A 19,710-nucleotide genomic window follows, 5' to 3' on the forward strand; every position below is an offset into this window, starting at 1 on the left:
CGTCCACTTTGAGGAACGAAAATGAAGACCACCGCCGAGCTTGAAGAGCTCATCAGCCAAGCCACGGAATCCATGTGGGGGCCAGATTTGAGCGCTCTTTTGGAGACGGCGCTGGCACTCGCGGTGGAGCAGGGCGATGAATCCGGCGAATACCGGGTACGCCTTGTTCTAGGCAACAACGCCCAGATGATGGGGGATACTGACAGGCTACTGACCAACTTTGCGTGGTGTCTGGCCAAGCACGACGACGATCCGCTCACCTTCCCGATGGAACCGGATGAGGGCAGCGATCTGATGTGGCAGTTCAAATGGATGGTGGGTGTCCTAGGAGCTGATCCTCGGTTCTCCACGGAGCAGATTGCTGCCGTCCTAGCCGACATGGATGACCACTTTAGGAAGGCCAATCTGGGGCTCTCAGGGGTGGCCATGGCGCGCTTTGAATCGGCGTTCCACAACGGTCACCTCGATCAAGCACGAGCAGCCTTCGCGGCTTTGACCTCCACGGAACGGGACAATTATTCCCATTGCGACGCCTGTGTGCGGGCCGTGGCCATGGATTACCACTTCAGTATCGGGGAGCAGGCTGCGGGTGTGCGCGCGTTCACCGAGATCATGGCGGGCGGCTTCAGTTGTGGTGAAGAACCTGAACACGCCATCTCCGTTGCCCTGTTGCCGCTCCTCCGCGCGGGCGATATGGACGGCTTGGCTTCGCTGCATCGGCGCAGCTACCGGGAGGCCCGCGGCAATGCCGACAACGTGGGCATCATCGCCAATCATGTGGCGTTCTGTGCCGCCACGGGCAATGAGGCGCGGGGCGTGGCCCTGGCCGAACGGCACCTGGCCTGGCTGGCTCACGATCCGCTCTCACACCGCAAACACTTGAACTTCCTGACCGCTTTGGGCCTGCTTCTGGAGAAGGTCGTAGCGGGTGGAAACGGCGAAATTCCCATCCGGGGAACGGACAGCACCTTGCTCATTCCCTTCTTTGGGCAGCGTAGCGACGTTCTTTCTGCGGCCGAGTTGGCGCCGCTGTGCTGGCAGGCCGCGGAAGCGCTGGCCGCGGACTTTGACGCTCGCAATGGCAACGATTGGCATGCTCGGCAGGTTGGCGCACGCAAGGATCTGGTGACCGCGACTTATCCCTTGTCTCTGGGAGCCGAGACCTTCGGCAGCCCAGAACCACGTCCAGTTGCTGAGCCGCGCAGCACCGAACAGTGGCGTGTCCGTGCCATGGACCTGTGTGCAGCGGGACTCTACGATGCTGCCCTGGCCGCCTATGCCAGCGGTGTGCGCGGAACGGAGAACCCGCGCGAGTTGGCGGCTCTGCACCGTAGTGCCATCACCATTCATGGCCAGATCCCGGGGGAGAAAAACCAGGAATTGCTGCGCGAGTGCGTCGCCTTGCGTGCCGCCGCCCTGCGTGACGCAGGGGATCCGGAGCTGGCGTCATTGGCTGAAAGGGCCGACGCGCTGTTGACTGGCCCGGACAACAGCGAGCGCGACGATGAAAAGCTGGCGCTCATCAACTCCGAACTTCTGGCATTGGCGGAGCATCCCGAGGCGCTGTGCTTACTCAATGCGGAACTGGCACACATTCTGGTTGGTCAGGACAAACTGGAGGAAGCCCGCACCGCACTGGTATCTCTGGAGCAAGCCATCAATGACTGGGCGGCTTCTGCGCATGGAGGGGCTGCCGCCGCTCAAGCTGGCAGCCCCCGTGCTGCCGGCCCTGCCGCTGCCGTCAGAGCCGCCGCGCATCCATCCGCGGAAACCATCGCACGAGCCTGGTCGCAGTATGCCTCGCTGATGTTGCACCTGGCAGTCGAGGGCGGCGACGCGGATGAAATGAACGTCTGGTTGGACAAGAGCCTAGAACACGAAACCTCGGTGGTGCGCCGGGCATCGGCGTTGGGACTGCGGGCCCGTCTGGCGGCACAACGTGGCGAACTCGCCAGCGCTCTGGCTGACGCCGAAGAATCCACTGACCTGCTGTTGGGCTTGGGAGCGCGCGAATCCGTGGCGCAGTCAATCCAGCTCACGGCCGCTATTTTGCAAGACTTGGGCCGGACTGACGAGCTCCGCTCACGCCTGCGTTTTGGCATCCAGCAGGCCCAACTCGCGGAGTCTCCCTACGTTTTGGGCTTGGCATACTCGCTGGCTAAAAACCTGGTGGACCACGGCTCTGACGAGGAAGCCATTGAGGTCCTCGATGAGACTCTGAACAATTCCGGCATCGACATTGGCGACCACGACCGCGGCGAACTCTACGATCTCCTCGGCACGTCCTTACGCAGCGCCGGCGAACCAGGTGGGGCCTTGAACGCGTGGACCTTGGGCCTTGACTGCTTCGAAGCAAATGGTGAAGCGGACCGGGTGGCGCAACTGCACATGGCCATGAGCTCCACCTACCAGGAAGCTGGCCATTTTGAGGCCGCAGCCCAAGAAGCCCAATCCGCCGTCGACGTGCTGACTGCCGCCCTTGCTGTTGATCGAGAGAAGGACGAGCTGCCAGGCATCGATCAGCCGACCTTGATAGCTGCCCACATGCAGCTCGCTGAAATGTTGAGCACGGGTGGTGCCGACGGTGCAACGGAGACAATAGAAACTGCCAAAGCCCTGGCCATCGCGGCGAAATCAGAGGTCCAGACGGCTGAGATTCAGCTTATCCGGGCGCGCCACCTGTTCCGAACAGGCGAGGTTGATGCGGCCGTGGCACAAGCTCTGCAAGCATCCAGTGCCTTGGAACTGCTCGATGACGCACGGCAACAATCGGTGCTTGCGCTGTTGCAAGCCGCTCACATGTTGGATAACGCCAAACGCCATGACGATGCGGTAGCTATTTACCACGCTGTTCTTGGTGCCTTGGAGGGCGATCGCCAGGGCCAGGAGATCGTGCGCCACCAGCTGGCTGACTGCCTCGAAGCTGCGGGGCGAAGCGCCGAAGCCGCGAGCGTCCGTGCCGAGGCGGAAGAAGACCGCCAGCACGGCTAGCAGCCGCCCCATAGTGATGCGGCCTAGACTAGTTCGCATGTCCGATATTTATGATGCGCAGCTGAGTCCCTCCAAGTCCGAGCTACTCCAGGCGTGGTTGCCGCAGCAGCCGTGGTTCAGCGGTGACGCGTCGACTTTGGTGCGTTTGGGGGCTTTTCGCTTCGACGATCCGGCCGGTGAGGTTGGCATCGAGACGCATGTCGTCGCCGTCGACGGTAAGACGTATCAGGTGCCGCTGACCTATCGCGGTGCTCCGTTGGAGGGCGCCGAGGAGTTTTTGGTGACCACAATGGACCACTCGGTTCTTGGCCCGCGCTGGGTCTATGACGCCACGGGTGACCCCGTGTATGCCAGCGAACTTGCCGCTACCATCCTCACGGGGAAGCCGGTGGCCGTGCAGTATTTGGTGGTGGGGGATGCCCGGGAGGCGCTCCCCGAGACCATAGCGGTGAGCAGCACGGAAACGCCCAGCGCTGATCTGCCTGAGTTGCGCTTCGGAGCCCCGCACACCGTTGCGGGAGTCACCAATATTCCGGCAGGAGAGGTAATCTTTGCCGTTCTTCATGAGTTGGAAACCACGGGAACCAGTCAGCCCGGGCACTCGCTGACGGCCCAGTGGGAGGGGCAGGGCATGCCCGCCTTGTTGGCCACGGCGATCAAGGTCTGAGGCTGAACCGCGGACAAGACAGCCGCAGAAACCGGGAACATGCCGGCGCCCGAGCCTAGGCCCATGACGAAAGCCCTGGGCGTCCTCTTTTCGGTCCTGATGTACGCCACTGCCTGTGTTTTGCTGTTTGTCCCTGCCGCGTGACCGGTGTCACGGCGGTACGGACTGCGGCCATGGCGGGTTGTGGTCATGGTGAGCAGTGCCGTGACCACGGTGTGCCGGGTGTGTTTGGTGCAGTTTTCTTCTAATCCTGACCACTTCCCAACGTCAGTACTTAGCGCTACTATGTACTTGTAGTTAGTAATACTAAGTAGCTGAAGGGAGTGTGCAGTGGGAAAGCAAATGACAGAGATGCTCAAGGGCACTCTGGAGGGTATTGTTCTGGCAATTCTGGCCACGCGGCCCGCTTACGGCTATGAAATCACCGCGCAACTTCGGGAGCAAGGCTTTGATGACATTGCCGAAGGCACCGTATACGCGCTATTGGTGAGGATCGAGCGCAACGGGATGGTCGACGTCGTCAAGGTCCCCTCTGAAAAAGGCCCGCCGCGGAAGGTGTATTCGCTGAACCAGCAGGGCCGGGAACAACTTGAAGAATTCTGGACAACATGGAACTTTGTGGCTGCGAGGCTGGAAAAGCTCCATCAAGGAGGAGAGCAATAATGGCTGCAAAATGGATCGAGCTGGTCACCGGATCACTCGAGCAAAAGAAGCAATACAAGGCAAACAAGGCTCGCATGCAAGCGTTGCCAGCCCCCTACCCCGCCGCTGTCGAGGCTATTGAGCGGTACCTGATGTACTTCGGCTCCATCACCAAAGGCGACATTCTGCTAGCCATGTTTGAGGACCTCGGCGACCTCTTCGAGCAGGCGGCGGCGGATGGCACCCCTGTCCGCGCCATTGTGGGCGAAGATCCCGTTGAATTCACGGAGGCGTTTCTGGCGAATTACTCCGAGGGGCAATGGATCAAGAAGGAACGCCAGCGCCTGATTGATGCCATTGACGGCATCGCGGAAGCCTAGAGGAGCTCGCCATGACACCGCTTGCGCCCCAGGGAATTGCTATCTCCGTGCAGGGTCTGGAGAAGTCATTCAAGGATGTCCACGTGCTGCAAGGCGTGGATTTCGAGGTGGCCAAGGGCAGTATTTTTGCCCTGCTAGGGTCCAATGGGGCCGGCAAAACCACCATCGTGAAGATCCTTTCCACACTACTAAAGTCCGACGCCGGGGCTGCCGCCGTCCTTGGATTCGACGTCGCCTCCCAGCCGGGTAAGGTCCGGGAATCGATCAGTCTGACAGGGCAGTTTGCTGCGGTTGACGAAATACTGACCGGGCGGGAAAACCTTGTTTTAGTGGGCAAGCTGCGGCATGTGGCGGATCCTGGTGCCGTGGCTGATGGCCTTCTGGACCGTTTTTCGCTCTCTGAGGCAGGCTCCCGCAAGGTGGCTACGTATTCCGGTGGCATGCGCCGCAGGCTGGATATTTCCATGAGCCTGATCGGAAATCCGCCGGTCATTTTCCTTGATGAGCCAACCACCGGGCTTGATCCCCAGGCCCGCATTGAGGTGTGGGCCGCCGTCAAGGAACTTGCTGGCCACGGCACCACGGTGCTGTTGACCACGCAGACACTGGATGAGGCCGAACATCTTGCGGACCGGATCGCGATCCTCCATGAGGGACGCATCATTGTCAACGGCACACTGGCAGAGCTGAAGGCGCTGCTACCGCCCGTCAAGGTTGAATACGTTGAAAAGCAGCCCACCCTCGAGGACGTTTTCTTCGCCCTTGTTGGCGGGAACGGCCACAATGGCAGCGCCGGAATTCCACGCGACACCACCACAACGGACTAAGGATCCATCATGAGCAATCATTTCTTTTCCGACACCTCCGTCCTGCTCGGACGGTCCCTGCGGCACATCACTCGCAGCATGGACACCGTCATCACGACCACGATCATGCCCATCGCGTTCCTGCTGCTCTTTGTCTACGTCTTTGGGGGGGCCATCAACACGGGAAGTGACTCCTATGTGAGCTACCTGCTGCCGGGCATTTTGATCATCACCATTGCCTCGGGCATTTCCTACACCTCGTTCAGGCTTTTCCTGGACATGCAGAGCGGCATTTTTGAGCGATTCCAGTCCATGCCAATTGCCCGGTCCTCGGTGTTGTGGGCACATGTGGTGACGTCCCTTGTAGCAAACTCAGTCTCGGTGTTTGTTGTGGTTCTGGTGGCAGTCATCATGGGGTTCCGTTCGGGGGCTGGACTCTCGACGTGGCTGGCCGTAGCCGGAATTCTGCTGCTGTTGACGCTCGCGTTGACATGGATCGCCGTCATTCCGGGGCTCACGGCTAAATCGGCGGACGGAGCGAGTGCTTTTGCCTATCCGATCATTTTCTTGCCGTTTATCAGTTCGGCGTTTGTCCCAACGGAGACCATGCCTGGCCCGGTGCGCTGGTTTGCCGAAAACCAGCCCGTGACCTCCATCGTGGATTCGATCCGGAACCTACTGGCCCAGCAGCCAGTGGGTAACGATATTTGGGTGGCGCTCGCCTGGTGTGTGGGCATCTTGGTGATCGCGTATATTTTCGCCATGGTGGCCTACCGGAAAAAGATCGCGTAGCAGTTTTTCAATCCCCGGCCCCGCGTCTCCACCAGACGCTTCCTCACGTTTCGGGGTGTTTTCGCGGACGCTCCCTCGATCCCGAGTTCCCTAGTTCGCCGTGCTCGGGGCACTAATGGCAAACGTCCCTGCCGCGGGTTTGTGTGGGTGGCTTACACCAGAGGGTCCGGCTTGGCGCGGGGGAGCAGGGCCGCGTAGGTGCAGGCGGCTGCTGTGAATAACAGCAGGAAACCCAACAGGCCCATAGCCACCGAGTCGCCTGAGACCTCAGCGGGGTCCAGGCCCACGGTGCTGAGTATTGTTGCCAGCGCCACCCCAATCACGCCGTAGCCCAGTGACACGAAGCAGACAACCACGGCTTTCTGGGTGGGAAACCAGTGACCGTCCCGGAAGAACCCAAGGGCCAGTGCCCCGCCAATAAGGAACGGGAGAATGGCGGCGGCGAAGATGACAGCCATGATGAGCGCCGTCGAACTGTAGCCAACGCCATCGGGCCCCACATGCCGGGCAATGTGGCTGGGGATCAGTGGCCGGAGAGTGAGGAAAAGCGCCACGGCCAGGATCAGCGAACAGGCCGGGCTCACGATCAGTAACGGCACCGCTCTAGTTTGCTCTTGAGCTACGTGGCTCTTGCTTGAATTCACAGTCAATCTGTCCCCTCAGATTCCAATCCCGAAATGGATTGCAGTAACCAATGTATCGACGCAGAGTCGGGGAGTCGAAACGTTCCGTGCCGGGGATGCCCGTGAAGGTTGTAGCGCTAGCGACGGCTATCTGATTACGATTGCGCTATGACACACACCACACCAGCTCCCGTGATCTATCTCAGTTTCCCCGGCACCGCGCGTGAAGCACTCACGTTCTATGCCGACATCTTTGGCGGGGAGCTCATGCTGCACACGTATGAGGAATTCAGCCGCAGCGATGGTCCCGGCCATGCGATAGCCCATGGAATGCTCCTGGGTCCGGTCTCCTTGGCGGGGTCGGATGCTGCCACGGGACAGAAAACGGTTCGAATGGAAGGGGCCATGCTCTCCTTGCTTGGTACCGCGGACGCAGATGTCCTTCAGGAGTGGTTCGCCAAACTGGCCGTGGGTGGAACTGTTGTGGACCCCCTAGCTGAAAAGCCATGGGGAGCCTGCGACGGGCAAGTCGTTGACCGTCACGGCCTGCATTGGCTCATCGGGTACGAGCATTGAGCATCCGGGGAAGGTAGCTCGCTAGCCCCAGCGGTTCCAAAAGTTGAACGTGTTCAAAAGTCGTGCTTTACTCAGAACTGAACACGTTCAAAAGATGGGATGCGACATGGCCGGACAACAGTTGGACAGCAAGAGCGAGCAAACCAAGGCGCTCGTGCTGGAAACTGCCCTGAGGATGTTCCGCAGCAAAGGATTCGCCAAGACCACCATGCGGGCCATCGCAACAGAGGCCGGCGTTTCCCTCGGTAGCGCATATTACTACTTTGCCTCCAAGGACGAATTGGTTCTGGAGCTGTACCGGGAGTCCGTTGCCGAACAACGCGCAGCGGCATCGAAGGCATTGGACGGTGTGAGCGGTTTGAGCGACAGGCTCAAGGTCGCTTTGCGCGCCGGCGTGGATGCCCTCACTCCCTATCACGGCTTCGGTGGCACGTTCATCAGTAGTGCTCTGCCTCCGCAATCGGCCACGAACCCTTTCGGTGAGGCGTCGAGCCAAGCGCGGGAGGACGCCGTCGGAATTTTCAGTGAGGTCATCGACGGAGCCAAGGTGCCACAATTCCTCCGTGCTGAGTTGCCGGAATTGTTGTGGCTGGCCTATATGGGGGTGGTCCTATTTTGGGTGTACGACCGCTCCGAGAATCAGCGCCGCACGCGAACCCTGATCGATGGGGCAGCGCCGCTCATCGCCAAGCTGATTGCGTTCTCGCGGCTGCCGGTAGTCAAACCGCTGGTCGAGGAAGCGCTCGCGCTCAAGGCAAAGGTGCGGTCGTGAAAATCGTCGTCATCGCCGGGGCTTCCGGATTTATTGGCGTGCATTTTCGTGCCGGGTTCGCCGCCGAAGGCTGGCAGGTGCGCACCGTGGGTCGCAACGCCTCAAGCGCCGACGCCGTGTGGGGCGACACTGCTGCCATCACCGCCGCGCTCGAGGGTGCTGATGTACTCATAAATCTGGCCGGAAAATCGGTCTCCTGCCGCTACACCCCGGCCAACAAGGCTGAGATCGTGCGGTCCCGGACGGAGACCACCGCCGAGCTTGGCCGGGCCATTGCCGCCTGCGCCGCGCCGCCGCGCGATTGGTTCAACGCCAGCACCGGCACCATTTACAGGGATGCCCGGGACCGGTCCCAAGACGAGGACGACGGCGAACTTGGCTCCGGTTTTTCCGTCGATGTAGCACGGGGCTGGGAAGAAACGCTGGCGGCTGCCGAAGTTCCAGCCACACGAAAAATCCCGCTGCGCATGACGATTGTCATGGGTCCGGGCGGCGGCGTCATGCGCCCCTTCAATAACTTGGCGCGGCTGGGGCTCGGCGGGCGCATGGGAGATGGTGGACAAAAATACAGCTGGATTCATGTCCAGGACCTCTTCCGGGCAGTTCTGTTCCTCTATGAGCGACAGGAGATCACCGGGCCCGTCAACATCGCCGCACCCGAAGCGGTGACGAACGCGGAGTTGATGGCGTGCGTGCGCCGCGCAAACCGGGCACCGTTCGGGGTCCCCACACCGGCATGGCTACTGAAGATGGGGGCTGTGCTGATCCGAACCGAAACCGAGCTGGTGCTCAAGAGCAGGTGGGTCCGGCCCGGGAAGCTGGAGGATGCAGGCTTCACCTGGCAGCACCCGGAATTGGAAGGTGCACTCGCCGATATCGCCGGGCGGCGCGGCGTACAAAAAGGTTCGGTGGGTTCACTATGACTGGAATTGGCAACGAGAGCGGTCCCGGGATCCACGGTCCCGGCGCTGATCACACGGAAGCCGGCCCCTACACGCCGGAGCAGCTGGCCCGATGGGGGAAACAGGACGCGTTCCGCATGGAATACGGGATCCCGGCAGTGCTGACCGGCTGGTTCGTGACCTTCATATTGTTCTGTGTGGGGGTGACTGTGGCTGCCGGTGTCATCTCAGCGGGCGATGCCTCAGAGTGGGTCGTGCTGCCGTACACGCTCATGTTCGGGTTTCCCATAGCGCTTATCGTTGGTTTGCCGCTGGCACTTTTGATTGCGTGGCCGCTGCGGAGAGTGCGCAATCAAGGGCTCCATGTCCTAGCCTTCGCGCTCGGTGTCGGGGCGGTCTTCGGTGTGCTTGGCATGCTCTCCTATGATGCGGAACTGCTGTGGACGGCAGGGTTGCTGGCCGGCTGGGCTGCCGCTAGCGCGGCGATTGGCCGGGCGACTGTCATCCAGATGGTGGCCCGCAGGAACTAGGGCCGGTCTCGAGCACGGAAGGGCAGCTTTATCCGGGGGTAAGGATAATTCCGCTAGGCTCACAGCAACAGAGCTCCCTCGCCTTCTGCGAGCCCCTCGACTGTGATTGGACCACCTATGTCAGCCGTCTCCACCCTGAAAATCACGACGCGGACCCTTGAGTTGGCGGAATTGGGCCACGATTCGTCAATGCCCTCGGTGCAGCCGCTGCTGGAGCCGCCATATGCGGTGGGTGAGGACATTCCGGAGGAGATTGCGGCAGGGGTGCGCTGGGGCAAAGTGCGCAACATTTACCCCTACCCCATGCAGGAGAGCTACTCGCGAGAGACCCACGCAACGGAACTGACCGCCGTCGTGCTTGAAAATAAGCATCTGAAGGCTACCTTCCTGCCGCAGCTGGGCGGGCGGCTGTGGGAACTGAGCGACAAAGCCTCGGGCAAGGAGCTCCTGCATACGCCGGACAGGATTCAGTTCGCTAATCTGGCGCTACGCAACGCTTGGTTCGCCGGCGGGATTGAGTTCAACATTGGCACGCGCGGGCATTCGCCCACCACCTGCGTGCCGCTGCACACGGCAATTGTGCGCACGCCGGAGGGGCAGGACGTCCTGCGGATGTGGGAGTTCGATCGCCTTCGCGAAGTGGTGTTCCAGATCGACGCGTGGCTACCGGCGGACTCCACAGTGGTGCTGGTGTCCGTGCGCATCCGCAACCCCAATGACAAAACCGTGCCCATGTATTGGTGGAGCAATGCGGCTATTCCGCAGTCGCCGGCCACGCGCGTGATTGCTCCGGCAACGCACGCCTACGCGACCGACTACGACGGTTCCATGACGCGCGTTAATCCCACGGCATTTCATGGCGCGGATGCCACCTGGCCCGTGCGGAACACGCAGGCGGCGGATTTCTTCTTCGACATTGCCCCTGAGGAGCGGCGCTGGGAAGTAGCCGCGGACGCTGACGGTGACGGGTTGGCGCTGATTTCCTCGGCACAACTGCGCGGCCGGAAGCTGTTTGTGTGGGGTGAAGGCGTGGGCGGGCACCGCTGGCAGGAGTGGCTTTCACCTTCTGGTTCTGGCGAGCCGAGGCGCTATGCGGAGATCCAGGCTGGCCTGGCCCAGACGCAGTTTGAGCACGTTCCCATGCCTGCCGGGGCCAGCTGGCAGTGGATTGAGGCGTACGGCAACGCGGGCCTTGATCCGGTGCTCGCCGCGGGGGAGTGGGACGCCGCCGTGGCTCTTGGTGCCCAGCGCGTGGAGGCTCTGATCTCGGAGCAGGGTATTTCCAAAGCCCTGTCCGACGCCGGACGCTGGGCTGATCTGCCGCCTTCCGAAATGGTGGTGGCTGGCAACGGTTGGGGTGCTTTGGAGCGGTTCCGTCGCCAACATTCCACCCTTGACTGGATCGATGAGGCGGGCACGCCCTTTGGAGTTGAGACGCTGACGGCGGATCAGGCGCCGTGGCTGGAGCTGCTCAACGCTAACGCCAGAATTGTGGAGAAACCCTTTGAAGCGTCCGCTGCCGAGGTGCCGAACCAGCCCTTTGGCGGGGCGTCCTCCTATGTCCGGGGGCTGGATTGGGAAGACTTGCTCACTGCCGGCCGGAATGCCAGTGCCGAGGGCGCGTTCCATCACGCCGTCATGGTGCATGCCCGGGCGTCCTCGTCTGTGGGGGACCAGGGCGTGGTTGCGTCGTTGTATCGGCAGGCACTTGAGGGGAACTTTGCGGCAGGAGAGCCCTTGAGCGCGCGCAGCCGGGCGTTGGCACACCGTGGTTTGGGGTTGGCACTGATTGCCGCCGCTGATGTTGCCGGTGGTCTGGCCGAAGTGGTGGCAGCCTGCGCCGCGGATCCGCTCTGCCGCGAGCTGTTGATCGAGGCCATGACACTGACTCAGGACAACGGGGAGCCCGCTATGTCACTGGAGCTTCTGCGCCAGACATCGGAATCGTTGGCTGGGCTCGGCAGAGTCCGGTTTCTTGAGGCCAAGGCGCTCGCCGCACTGGGAGAGGACGCCGCCGCGGCCGCGATTCTCACAGCCGGAGTGGAAGTGGCCGATCTCCGCGAAGGCGTCAACTCAATCTCCGAGCTCTGGTTGCAGGTCTGTCCGGGGCAGGACGTTCCGGCGGAGTACCAGTTCACTATGAAGTAGCCCGATGCTCAACGCAAAGATCACACCGCCTGCTCGGCGAGAAATTCGGCGAGGGACTGCGGTTTGCGTCCCGTGAGCTCCTCAACAGAGGTGCTCAGCTTTGCCATGGCGCCCGATTCAATGGAGGTATAGGTGGATACCCACGCGTCGTACTGCCATTGCGGAGCGTCCCAGGCTTTACGGGAATCGTAGGCTTCCTCCACCGTTTCGTTGTGAAAGCTGATGCTGCGCTGCAATCCGGCACTGAGAATAGCCGCAATCTCCGCCATGGTGAGAGCCTCTGGGCCGGTGAGTTCGTACGTCCGTCCAGCATGCGCGGCGGGGTTCTGGAGGATGGCGGCGGCCGCGGCGGCTACGTCGCGGCGGGAGACCAGCGCGGCCCTGCCGTTCCCCGCCGGGCCGCGGATGACGCCGTCGTCCCCTACCATCATTGGCATGAAGTCTAAGTAAAAGTTGTCCCGCAGAATCGTCCACGCCGTGCCAGAGCCGCGCAGGTGCTCCTCCGTGGCGAAATGGTCGCGGGCCAGTGTGAAGACGGCATCCGGGGCGGCTGCTACAAAGGAGGTGTAGACAATGTGCGCCACGCCGGCAGCTGCCGCACCGTCTATGAACGCCTTGTGTTCGTCCAGCCGGGTGGCGCTTTCCGCGGCGGAGACCATGAGAACCGTGTCAATTCCCTTAAGCGCATATTCGACGCCGGAACGGTCACCGAACGCTGCCACGGCCACCTCCGCCAATGGAAGTTCCGGTGCTCGCTCTGGGTTGCGGACAATCAGTCGCTGGGGGAGCCCCGCGGCAGCCAGTGTCCGGGCCGTGTGGCCGCCAATGAATCCGGTAGCGCCAGTGACGGCGATGCTTGGAAGTGTCATGGCTCCAGTACATCCTTGGGCGCGGAGATTGTCGAGGACGCGTTGCTTAAAAACCGCCGGAAAGTGGTGCGGCGTCGCTTAAAAACCGCCGGAAAGTGGTGCCGCGTCGGGAGGGCGGGTTGACAGGGGGTTGTGAGCGGTGTCATAGTCGTGCTTATGAACTTGTCAGACAGCTGGACAGCAGGACAGGGGCCGATTCTTCGAGTCAGCGCCGCCGAAGCCGTCTTCACCGCCATTCGGACGGCGATTGAGGCCGGCGCCCTGAAGGTCGGCACCAAACTCAGCTCTGAAACTGCGCTCGCAGCCCAATACGGTGTGAGCCGGTCCGTGGTCCGTGAGGCCTTGCGCTCCTGTACCGCGCTGGGCCTGACCGAAACTCACACCGGCAAAGGCACCTTTGTCATTGCCAACCGCGCCTCCAACGATCTTGTTCTGGGGCAGTTCTCGGCCCGCAGCCTCATGGAGGCCCGTCCGCACATCGAAGTGCCGGCCGCCGAATTCGCCGCCACCCGCCACAGTCCCGAGCAACTCGAGGAAATGCGCGGCATCCTGGCTCTCATGGCCGAAGAAGACGACCCTGAAATTTGGGTCAGCCTCGACGCCAGTTTTCACGCCGCCATAGCCCGCGCCAGCGGCAACGGCGTGTTCCAACGAGTGGTCGAGGATATCCGTGGTGCCATGGTGAACCAGTCCGAAACCATTAACCTCATCACCGGCCGCACGCGCCAATCCGATGTGGAACACCTCGTCATCCTCGACGCCATCGAACGCCGCAACAGCACAGATGCGGGGCTCGCCATGGCCACACACCTCTCCGCCGTCGACACCGCACTAAGCCGCATCATGGGAGCCACACAAGCATGAACCTCACCGAATTTCCGGCCCACGCCCCGCTTGCCGTGCAGACGCGCGGCGAGCTCGTGGAGAGCGTCCACTACGGCTCACTCATTGCCCTAGCGTCCGACGGCGTGAGCCTGGTTTCGCGCGGAGAGCCCACCGCCCGCGTGTACCCCCGTTCCGCGTTGAAGCCGCTCATGGCCGTGGCCATGCTGCGCGCTGGCTTGGAGCTGCCCGATGAGCAGTTGGCGCTGGCCGCGGCCAGTCATTCCGGGGCGGCCGGGCACCAGAGCACCGCCGCTGCCATCCTCGCAGCAGCCGGCCTCACCCCGGCGGATCTTGGTAACTCCACGGATCTGCCCTACGGGGTGGCTGAGCGCGCGCAGTGGCTGGCGGCCGGAAACGGCCCCACGCACTTGGCCCAAAACTGTTCCGGCAAGCATGCCGCCTTGCTGGCCACCTGCGTCCATAACGGCTGGCCGGTGGAGAGCTACCTTGCCGCGGAGCACCCGCTCGCCGCCCTGATCCGCGCCACCGTGGAAGATCTGACCGGTGAAAGCATCACCGCCGTCAGCACCGACGGCTGCGGCACTGAGGTGTTTGGCCTGTCTCTCATCGGCATGGCCCGCGCCTTCGCCCGCATGACAACGGCGCAGTCAGGCACCCCGGAACGCCGCGTTGCCGACGCCATGCGTGCCCACCCGGACATGGTGGCTGGCCACGGCCGCGACGTCACCGCGCTGATGCAGGCAGTTCCCGGGCTCCTGGCCAAGGACGGCTTTGAAGGCATCCAAGTGATTGCCCTCGCCGATGGCAGCGCCGTGGCCTTGAAAATTTCCGACGGCGGAGACCGGGCCCGCATGCCAGCGGCCACTCCGGCGCTCATCGCCTTGGGGATCGATCCGGACCTGCTGACGGATTTCAACCGCCTCCCCGTCTATGGTGGCGGGCACTCGGTGGGCGAGCTTCTGGGGCTACCAGTCCGCAACTAGCCTCACCCCCGGCAATCTATCCAGCACACTGTCTTTCCCACGAACTGTTGATCCGCACGTCTGAGTGCATGTTTTGTAGCGCAATGAAGCGCCATCCCAAGGAGAATCATGACTGAAACTTTGGCCACCACGGCCGTGTCCAATCCCGTCAAATACCGCAGCGAGCACGATCTCATTGGTGACCGTGACATCCCCGTGGACGCCTACTGGGGCGTGCACACCCTGCGTGCTGTGGAGAATTTCCCCATCACCGGGATCCCGCTGAGCAACAACACGCATCTGGTCAACGGTTTGGCCATGGTCAAGCAGGCCGCCGCGCAAACCAACCATGAGCTCGGCTTGCTGGACGATGTCCGGGCCGGGGCCATCATTGCGGCCTGCCAGGAAATTATCGCAGGAAAACTGCACGAACAGTTCGTGGTGGACGTCATCCAGGGAGGTGCCGGAACGTCGTCGAACATGAACGCCAATGAGGTCATCGCCAACAGAGCACTGGAAATTCTGGGCCACAGCAAGGGCGAATACCAGCACCTGCACCCGAACGACCACGTCAACCTGAGCCAGTCCACCAACGATGTTTACCCCACGGCTGTCAACGTGGCAACCATCTTCGCGGCAAAATCGCTGGTGGTCGCCATGGAATACCTGTGCGATGCCTTCGCTGCCAAGGCGCTGGAATTTAGGACCGTGGTGAAGATGGGCCGCACGCAGCTGCAGGACGCCGTGCCCATGACGCTCGGCCAGGAGTTCAATACCTACGCGGTGACCATGGGGGAGGACCGGGCCAGGCTGGCCGAATCCACCCTGTTGGTGCATGAGATCAACCTTGGCGCGACGGCGATCGGCACCGGACTGAACGCTCCGCGCGGATACGCGGAAGTGGCTTGCCGCCACCTCGCTGAGATTTCCGGACTGCCGCTGACCACCTCCGTTGACCTGATTGAAGCCACTCAGGATGTGGGAGCGTTTGTGCACCTCTCCGGTGTACTCAAGCGTGTGGCCGTGAAACTGTCCAAAATTTGCAACGATCTGCGACTCTTGTCCTCCGGTCCGCGCGCTGGCTTCGGCGAAATTACGCTGCCGGCCGTGCAAGCAGGATCATCCATCATGCCGGGCAAGGTCAACCCTGTCATCCCGGAAATGGTGAATCAGGTGGCCTACGAGGTGGTTGGTAACGATGTCACCATCACCATGGCAGCCGAGGGCGGGCAATTACAGCTCAACGCCTTTGAACCCGTCATTGTTTATAGCTTGACCAAGAGCATGCGCCATCTGGAGGCGGCCTGCATCACCTTGGCCGATAAGTGCATCCGCGGCATCACCGCCCACGAGGACAAGCTGCGCGCACAAGTTGAGCACTCCATTGGCCTGGTCACCGCACTCAACCCGCGCCTTGGCTACGCCACCTCCACCGCTATAGCGCTGGAAGCATTGGCCAGCGGCCGCGGGGTGGCCGAGCTGGTGCTCGAGCGCAAGCTCCTCACAGCAGAGCAGCTCAATGAACTGCTACGCCCGGAATACCTCGCCAACCTCAGCGAGCTACCTTCGGGCAACTGAGCTTTTGCGTAGCCGCGCACCCTACAACAGCTCTGTGCAACCGGCTCCGTGCAACCACGCAGCTCCCCGCGATAATTCGGTGGCCCGCAACGGCGCGCTTCACCTCTGAACAAAAGGACCCAACATGCGTCACCAGGAACAAAGCGATACCTCTGATTTAGTTCAAGACCAGCCCAGCTCCGCGTTGACCGCTGAAGATGCTGGGCTGCACAAGGGCCTGAAATCCCGCCAAATTCAAATGATTGCCATTGGCGGGGCCATTGGCACCGGCCTCTTTATGGGTGCCGGTGGCCGCTTGGCCGGGGCAGGCCCGGCGCTCATGTTCAGCTACGCCATTTGCGGCTTCTTCGCGTTCCTGATTCTGCGTGCCCTCGGCGAGCTGGTCATTCACCGGCCGTCGTCCGGATCGTTCGTCTCCTATGCGCGGGAGTTCTTCGGCGAAAAGGCGGCGTTCGTCTCCGGCTGGTTGTACTGGCTCAACTGGGCGATGACAGCAATTGTGGACATCACCGCCGTCGCCCTTTATATGCACTTCTTCGGCAAATACCTGCCCTGGATTGACTCCGTTCCGCAGTGGGTGTGGGCGCTGGCCGCGCTCATGCTGGTGCTGGGACTGAATCTGGTCTCGGTGAAGGTCTTCGGTGAGATGGAGTTCTGGTTCGCGCTGATCAAGGTTGTGGCGTTGGTGACGTTCTTGCTGGTGGGCACCTACTTTGTCATCTTCGGGACCCCCGTGGAGGGGCATGAAGTTGGCTTCTCGCTGATTGCGGACAACGGCGGATTCTTCCCCAATGGGCTACTTCCGGTAGTGGTGGTGATGCAGGGCGTGGTGTTCGCATACGCATCCATTGAGCTCATTGGTACGGCCGCGGGGGAGACGCAGAACCCGGAAAAGATCATGCCCAAGGCCATCAATACAGTCATTATCCGTATTGCGGTCTTCTACGTTGGCTCGTTGGTGCTGCTGTCATTGCTGCTGCCGTACACGGCCTACAAAGCGGGGGAGAGCCCGTTTGTTACCTTCTTTGGCTCCATTGGGGTGGAGGGTGTGGACTCCATCATGAATCTGGTGGTGCTCACGGCAGCTATGTCGTCACTGAACGCCGGCCTGTACTCCACCGGGCGGATCTTGCGCTCCATGGCCATGTCCGGCTCGGCTCCCAAATTCACCGCGAAACTGAACAGCCGCGGTGTACCGTACGGTGGCATTCTGCTTACTGCCGGCGTGGCAGTTCTGGGCGTGATTCTCAACGCTGTGGTGCCTGCTGAGGCCTTCGAGATTGTGTTGAACATGGCTGCCTTGGGCATCATCGCTTCCTGGGCCATGATCGTGCTGTGCCAGCTGGCGCTCTACCGGCTGACAAAAAAGGGACTGGCCATTAGACCCTCGTTCCGCATGATCGGCGCACCCTACACGGGGTACCTGACGTTGGCATTCCTGCTGGCCGTGCTGGTCCTGATGGCGTTCGATAGCCCCGTTGGCACCTGGACCATCGCCTCGATAGTGGTCATTGTGCCGGCCCTGGTCATTGGCTGGTACTGCGCACGCGGTCGGATCAATGCCATTGCCGCCAGCCGCGACGGTTATACGGGAGCCCATCCGGTCATTGCCCATCACAGTGCCGCTACCGCAGCCCGCGATACTGCCGACGGTGCCGGGCGCGGCTCGCGAGACTAAGGTTGCGCGCCGGGGCCGGGGCCGGGGTGTCCGGCCCCGGGAATAACTCTGGAATCGCCGCTGTTGACCACAGTAGATGCAAACGCATGAACTTAGGAGTAATAATGCAGCGTACGGTAGTGGTCATTTCGGCAGGTCTCGGCGTTCCTTCATCCACCCGGATGCTGGCCGATCAAATCTCCGCAGATGTGCAGCAGCGGCTGTCCGCAGCCGGTGCCGATCCCATCATTGACGTCATTGACCTGCGCGATTACGCCACCGACATTGCCAATAACATGGTGTCCGGATACGCCGGCCCGGCCCTGGCCGATGTTATTAAGCGTGTTGAAGCTGCCGACGCCATGATTGCAGTGACTCCCACCTTCAGCGCCTCCTACAGCGGTTTGTTCAAGTCCTTCTTTGACGTTTTGGACCCGAAGTTCTTGGACGGGATGCCTGTTGTCTTTGGGGCCACGGGCGGGTCATCGCGCCACTCGTTGGTACTGGATATGGCTATCCGCCCGCTCTTTAGCTACCTGCGTGCCCACACGATGCCCACTGCTATTTACGCTTCCCCCGAGGATTGGGGCGGATCGGGCACCAATACGCTCGAGCGTCGGATCGGGCAGGCCGCCGCAGAACTGACCACGGTCTTGATGGGCCAGCAGGAATCAGCCACCGGAGCCGCAGGGGCCGTGCTGATTGATCACAAGGCCAAGAGGGCCCAACGTGAAGTCTCCGAAATGACGTCGCTGCCGTTTGCGGAACTTCTCGCCCAAACCCAGCGCCGATAACCCAGCACCGGTAACTTAGTGCCGCGCTGAATGCCTGCAGCACCCGCGAGAGCGGCACTCGTGAGAGCCGGATCAGCCTAGAAAATGGGCTGGTCCGGCTTCACTGTTAGCGGCAGCGCATCCAGCTTGTCCAGGACCACGGCGAGTGCGGTGCGGTACAGGTCCGGATAAATTTCAGGGCTGGCGTGGCCGGTGTGCGGCACATCGTAGGCGAAGTGCGGATTGCGCGGCATGAGCCTCTCCCAGCCTTGCTTGGCCAGCTTGGCATCGACAATGAAATCTTCGGGATCGTAAATGAGCCCGATCCCGGTACTGGTGGGCACGCCGCCGTCGTACTGGCGGGGGAACGCCTGCAAGAACGTGGCCTGAGTGGTGCTCAGGATCAGCGAATTGTTGTTCTGGTCCAACGAGCTAGCGACGCCGCTACGGGCCGCGTCATACATTCCCTGGCCATTGGGGTTGCTCAGCCCGCCCCAAAGCCCCGCGCCTAGGCGGCCCAAAAGTCCCAGATAGGGCACTACTTTCCCTGCGATGGAGATGTATTCCTTGCCTGGGTCCAAGGTGTCAGCCACGTTGGACGGGCTCGAACCCATCACGATGAGCCGCACCTTGACGCCAATGTCGGTCAGCAGCGAGGCCAGAACCACGGCCGCCATCCCACCGAAGCTGTCCCCATAGAAGTACACGGTGTCGATTTGGCGTGCATACACATCGCGTTGAATGGCGATGAAGAGCTGAGCCACGTCGATGCCCTCATTGGAGTAGCCAATGTATGAGGCGGATGCGCGCTGGTTCATGGCGGGCTGGAGCGCTGCGAGTTTGCGTCCGGCGTCGCGGTAACTGACCCGGAATCCTCCCAGCAGGTACCAGGTTTTGCCGGGAAAACGTGCTGCCGCAGTTAAATTTTCTTCATTGTCAGGGGTGGTGATGCGGTACTGGCTGCGTTCGGTAAGGTGCGCATCCAGGGCAATGTTGGCCTGGAACCCGGTGGTGATGGCGCCCGCACCCATGGTGAGAAAGAACAGTCGGCGCGGAACATCGGGAATTTGGTGCGCAGGCTTGCCCGTGGTCGCGGGTTGCTCGGGGGTGCCGGCGGCCGGCTTGCTGCGGTTACGTGCTGTGCTTGCTGTCATGGCGGATCATCATTATTCTGTCACGCTTCGTGGCCATGCTTT

At 61.7% G+C, this 19,710-nt stretch carries 19 protein-coding genes; 16 read left to right on the plus strand and 3 right to left on the minus strand.

All coding sequences use genetic code 11. The annotated features are described in order from the left end of the window. The first annotated feature begins 21 nt into the window (after nucleotides 1-21). From CXQ93_RS00890 to CXQ93_RS00915, 6 genes are all read left to right on the plus strand, one after another. Complete coding sequence (locus tag CXQ93_RS00890; RefSeq protein ID WP_104108610.1) at nucleotides 22-2,991, plus strand: lipopolysaccharide assembly protein LapB; 2,970 nt, start codon at nucleotides 22-24, stop codon at nucleotides 2,989-2,991. 37 nt (nucleotides 2,992-3,028) lie between these two features. Further along, entirely contained in the window at nucleotides 3,029-3,658 is a 630-nt protein-coding gene (locus CXQ93_RS00895; RefSeq protein ID WP_104108611.1) for a hypothetical protein, read from the plus strand. A gap of 330 nt (nucleotides 3,659-3,988) precedes the next feature. Then, nucleotides 3,989-4,321 (plus strand): PadR family transcriptional regulator, encoded by a 333-nt coding sequence (locus tag CXQ93_RS00900; RefSeq protein WP_104108612.1) that lies wholly within the window; start codon nucleotides 3,989-3,991, stop codon nucleotides 4,319-4,321. After that, a complete protein-coding gene (locus tag CXQ93_RS00905; RefSeq protein ID WP_104108613.1) occupies nucleotides 4,321-4,680 on the plus strand; it encodes a DUF1048 domain-containing protein in 360 nt (119 codons plus the stop codon). Before CXQ93_RS00900 ends, CXQ93_RS00905 begins: the two co-directional genes overlap by 1 nt. 11 nt (nucleotides 4,681-4,691) lie before the next feature. Further along, nucleotides 4,692-5,507, plus strand: a complete 816-nt coding sequence (locus CXQ93_RS00910) for an ABC transporter ATP-binding protein (protein WP_104108614.1) — start codon at nucleotides 4,692-4,694, stop codon at nucleotides 5,505-5,507. Nucleotides 5,508-5,516: 9 nt separating this feature from the next. Next, nucleotides 5,517-6,278, plus strand: a complete 762-nt coding sequence (locus CXQ93_RS00915) for an ABC transporter permease (protein ID WP_104108615.1) — start codon at nucleotides 5,517-5,519, stop codon at nucleotides 6,276-6,278. Nucleotides 6,279-6,430: 152 nt separating this feature from the next. On the opposite strand, the gene CXQ93_RS00920 is transcribed toward CXQ93_RS00915, so the two are convergent. Continuing rightward, a complete protein-coding gene (locus CXQ93_RS00920; protein ID WP_104108616.1) occupies nucleotides 6,431-6,877 on the minus strand; it encodes a hypothetical protein in 447 nt (148 codons plus the stop codon). 192 nt (nucleotides 6,878-7,069) lie between these two features. On the opposite strand from CXQ93_RS00920, the gene CXQ93_RS00925 reads away from it, so the two are divergent. From CXQ93_RS00925 to CXQ93_RS00945, 5 genes are all read left to right on the plus strand, one after another. Further along, nucleotides 7,070-7,477, plus strand: a complete 408-nt coding sequence (locus CXQ93_RS00925; protein ID WP_104108617.1) for a VOC family protein — start codon at nucleotides 7,070-7,072, stop codon at nucleotides 7,475-7,477. A 106-nt stretch (nucleotides 7,478-7,583) separates the two neighbouring features. Beyond that, complete coding sequence (locus tag CXQ93_RS00930) at nucleotides 7,584-8,249, plus strand: TetR/AcrR family transcriptional regulator (RefSeq protein ID WP_258068505.1); 666 nt, start codon at nucleotides 7,584-7,586, stop codon at nucleotides 8,247-8,249. After that, complete coding sequence (locus CXQ93_RS00935; RefSeq protein ID WP_104108618.1) at nucleotides 8,246-9,172, plus strand: TIGR01777 family oxidoreductase; 927 nt, start codon at nucleotides 8,246-8,248, stop codon at nucleotides 9,170-9,172. The genes CXQ93_RS00930 and CXQ93_RS00935 overlap by 4 nt, the downstream gene beginning before the upstream one ends. After that, nucleotides 9,169-9,681 carry a hypothetical protein gene (locus tag CXQ93_RS00940; protein ID WP_104108619.1) on the plus strand — a complete coding sequence of 171 codons (513 nt, stop codon included), beginning with the start codon at nucleotides 9,169-9,171 and terminating at the stop codon, nucleotides 9,679-9,681. The genes CXQ93_RS00935 and CXQ93_RS00940 overlap by 4 nt, the downstream gene beginning before the upstream one ends. 117 nt (nucleotides 9,682-9,798) lie before the next feature. Then, nucleotides 9,799-11,829, plus strand: coding sequence for a DUF5107 domain-containing protein (locus tag CXQ93_RS00945; protein ID WP_258068506.1), 2,031 nt, complete (start codon nucleotides 9,799-9,801; stop codon nucleotides 11,827-11,829). Nucleotides 11,830-11,849: 20 nt separating this feature from the next. Here CXQ93_RS00945 and CXQ93_RS00950 read toward each other — a convergent pair whose 3' ends face one another. Further along, nucleotides 11,850-12,698 (minus strand): SDR family oxidoreductase, encoded by an 849-nt coding sequence (locus CXQ93_RS00950; RefSeq protein ID WP_104108620.1) that lies wholly within the window; start codon nucleotides 12,696-12,698, stop codon nucleotides 11,850-11,852. Nucleotides 12,699-12,854: 156 nt separating this feature from the next. Between CXQ93_RS00950 and CXQ93_RS00955 the strand changes: the two genes are divergently transcribed. The 5 genes from CXQ93_RS00955 to CXQ93_RS00975 all read left to right on the plus strand — a co-directional run bounded on the left by CXQ93_RS00955 (nucleotide 12,855) and on the right by CXQ93_RS00975 (nucleotide 18,535). Then, entirely contained in the window at nucleotides 12,855-13,562 is a 708-nt protein-coding gene (locus CXQ93_RS00955) for a FadR/GntR family transcriptional regulator (protein ID WP_104108621.1), read from the plus strand. After that, a complete protein-coding gene (locus CXQ93_RS00960; RefSeq protein ID WP_104108622.1) occupies nucleotides 13,559-14,527 on the plus strand; it encodes an asparaginase in 969 nt (322 codons plus the stop codon). Before CXQ93_RS00955 ends, CXQ93_RS00960 begins: the two co-directional genes overlap by 4 nt. Before the next feature lie 108 nt (nucleotides 14,528-14,635). Then, nucleotides 14,636-16,084 (plus strand): aspartate ammonia-lyase, encoded by a 1,449-nt coding sequence (locus CXQ93_RS00965; RefSeq protein WP_104108623.1) that lies wholly within the window; start codon nucleotides 14,636-14,638, stop codon nucleotides 16,082-16,084. 124 nt (nucleotides 16,085-16,208) lie between these two features. After that, on the plus strand, nucleotides 16,209-17,762 hold the full coding sequence (locus CXQ93_RS00970) for an amino acid permease (RefSeq protein ID WP_104108624.1): 1,554 nt from the start codon (nucleotides 16,209-16,211) through the stop codon (nucleotides 17,760-17,762). Nucleotides 17,763-17,863: 101 nt separating this feature from the next. After that, nucleotides 17,864-18,535, plus strand: a complete 672-nt coding sequence (locus tag CXQ93_RS00975) for an FMN reductase (RefSeq protein ID WP_374953378.1) — start codon at nucleotides 17,864-17,866, stop codon at nucleotides 18,533-18,535. A 77-nt stretch (nucleotides 18,536-18,612) separates the two neighbouring features. Here the strand turns inward: CXQ93_RS00975 and CXQ93_RS00980 are convergent, their stop codons facing one another. Beyond that, nucleotides 18,613-19,668, minus strand: coding sequence for a hypothetical protein (locus CXQ93_RS00980; protein ID WP_104108626.1), 1,056 nt, complete (start codon nucleotides 19,666-19,668; stop codon nucleotides 18,613-18,615). Between the last annotated feature and the right edge of the window lie 42 nt (nucleotides 19,669-19,710).

This window comes from Arthrobacter sp. N199823 (assembly GCF_002929705.1).
Classification (GTDB): Bacteria; Actinomycetota; Actinomycetes; order Actinomycetales; family Micrococcaceae; genus Specibacter.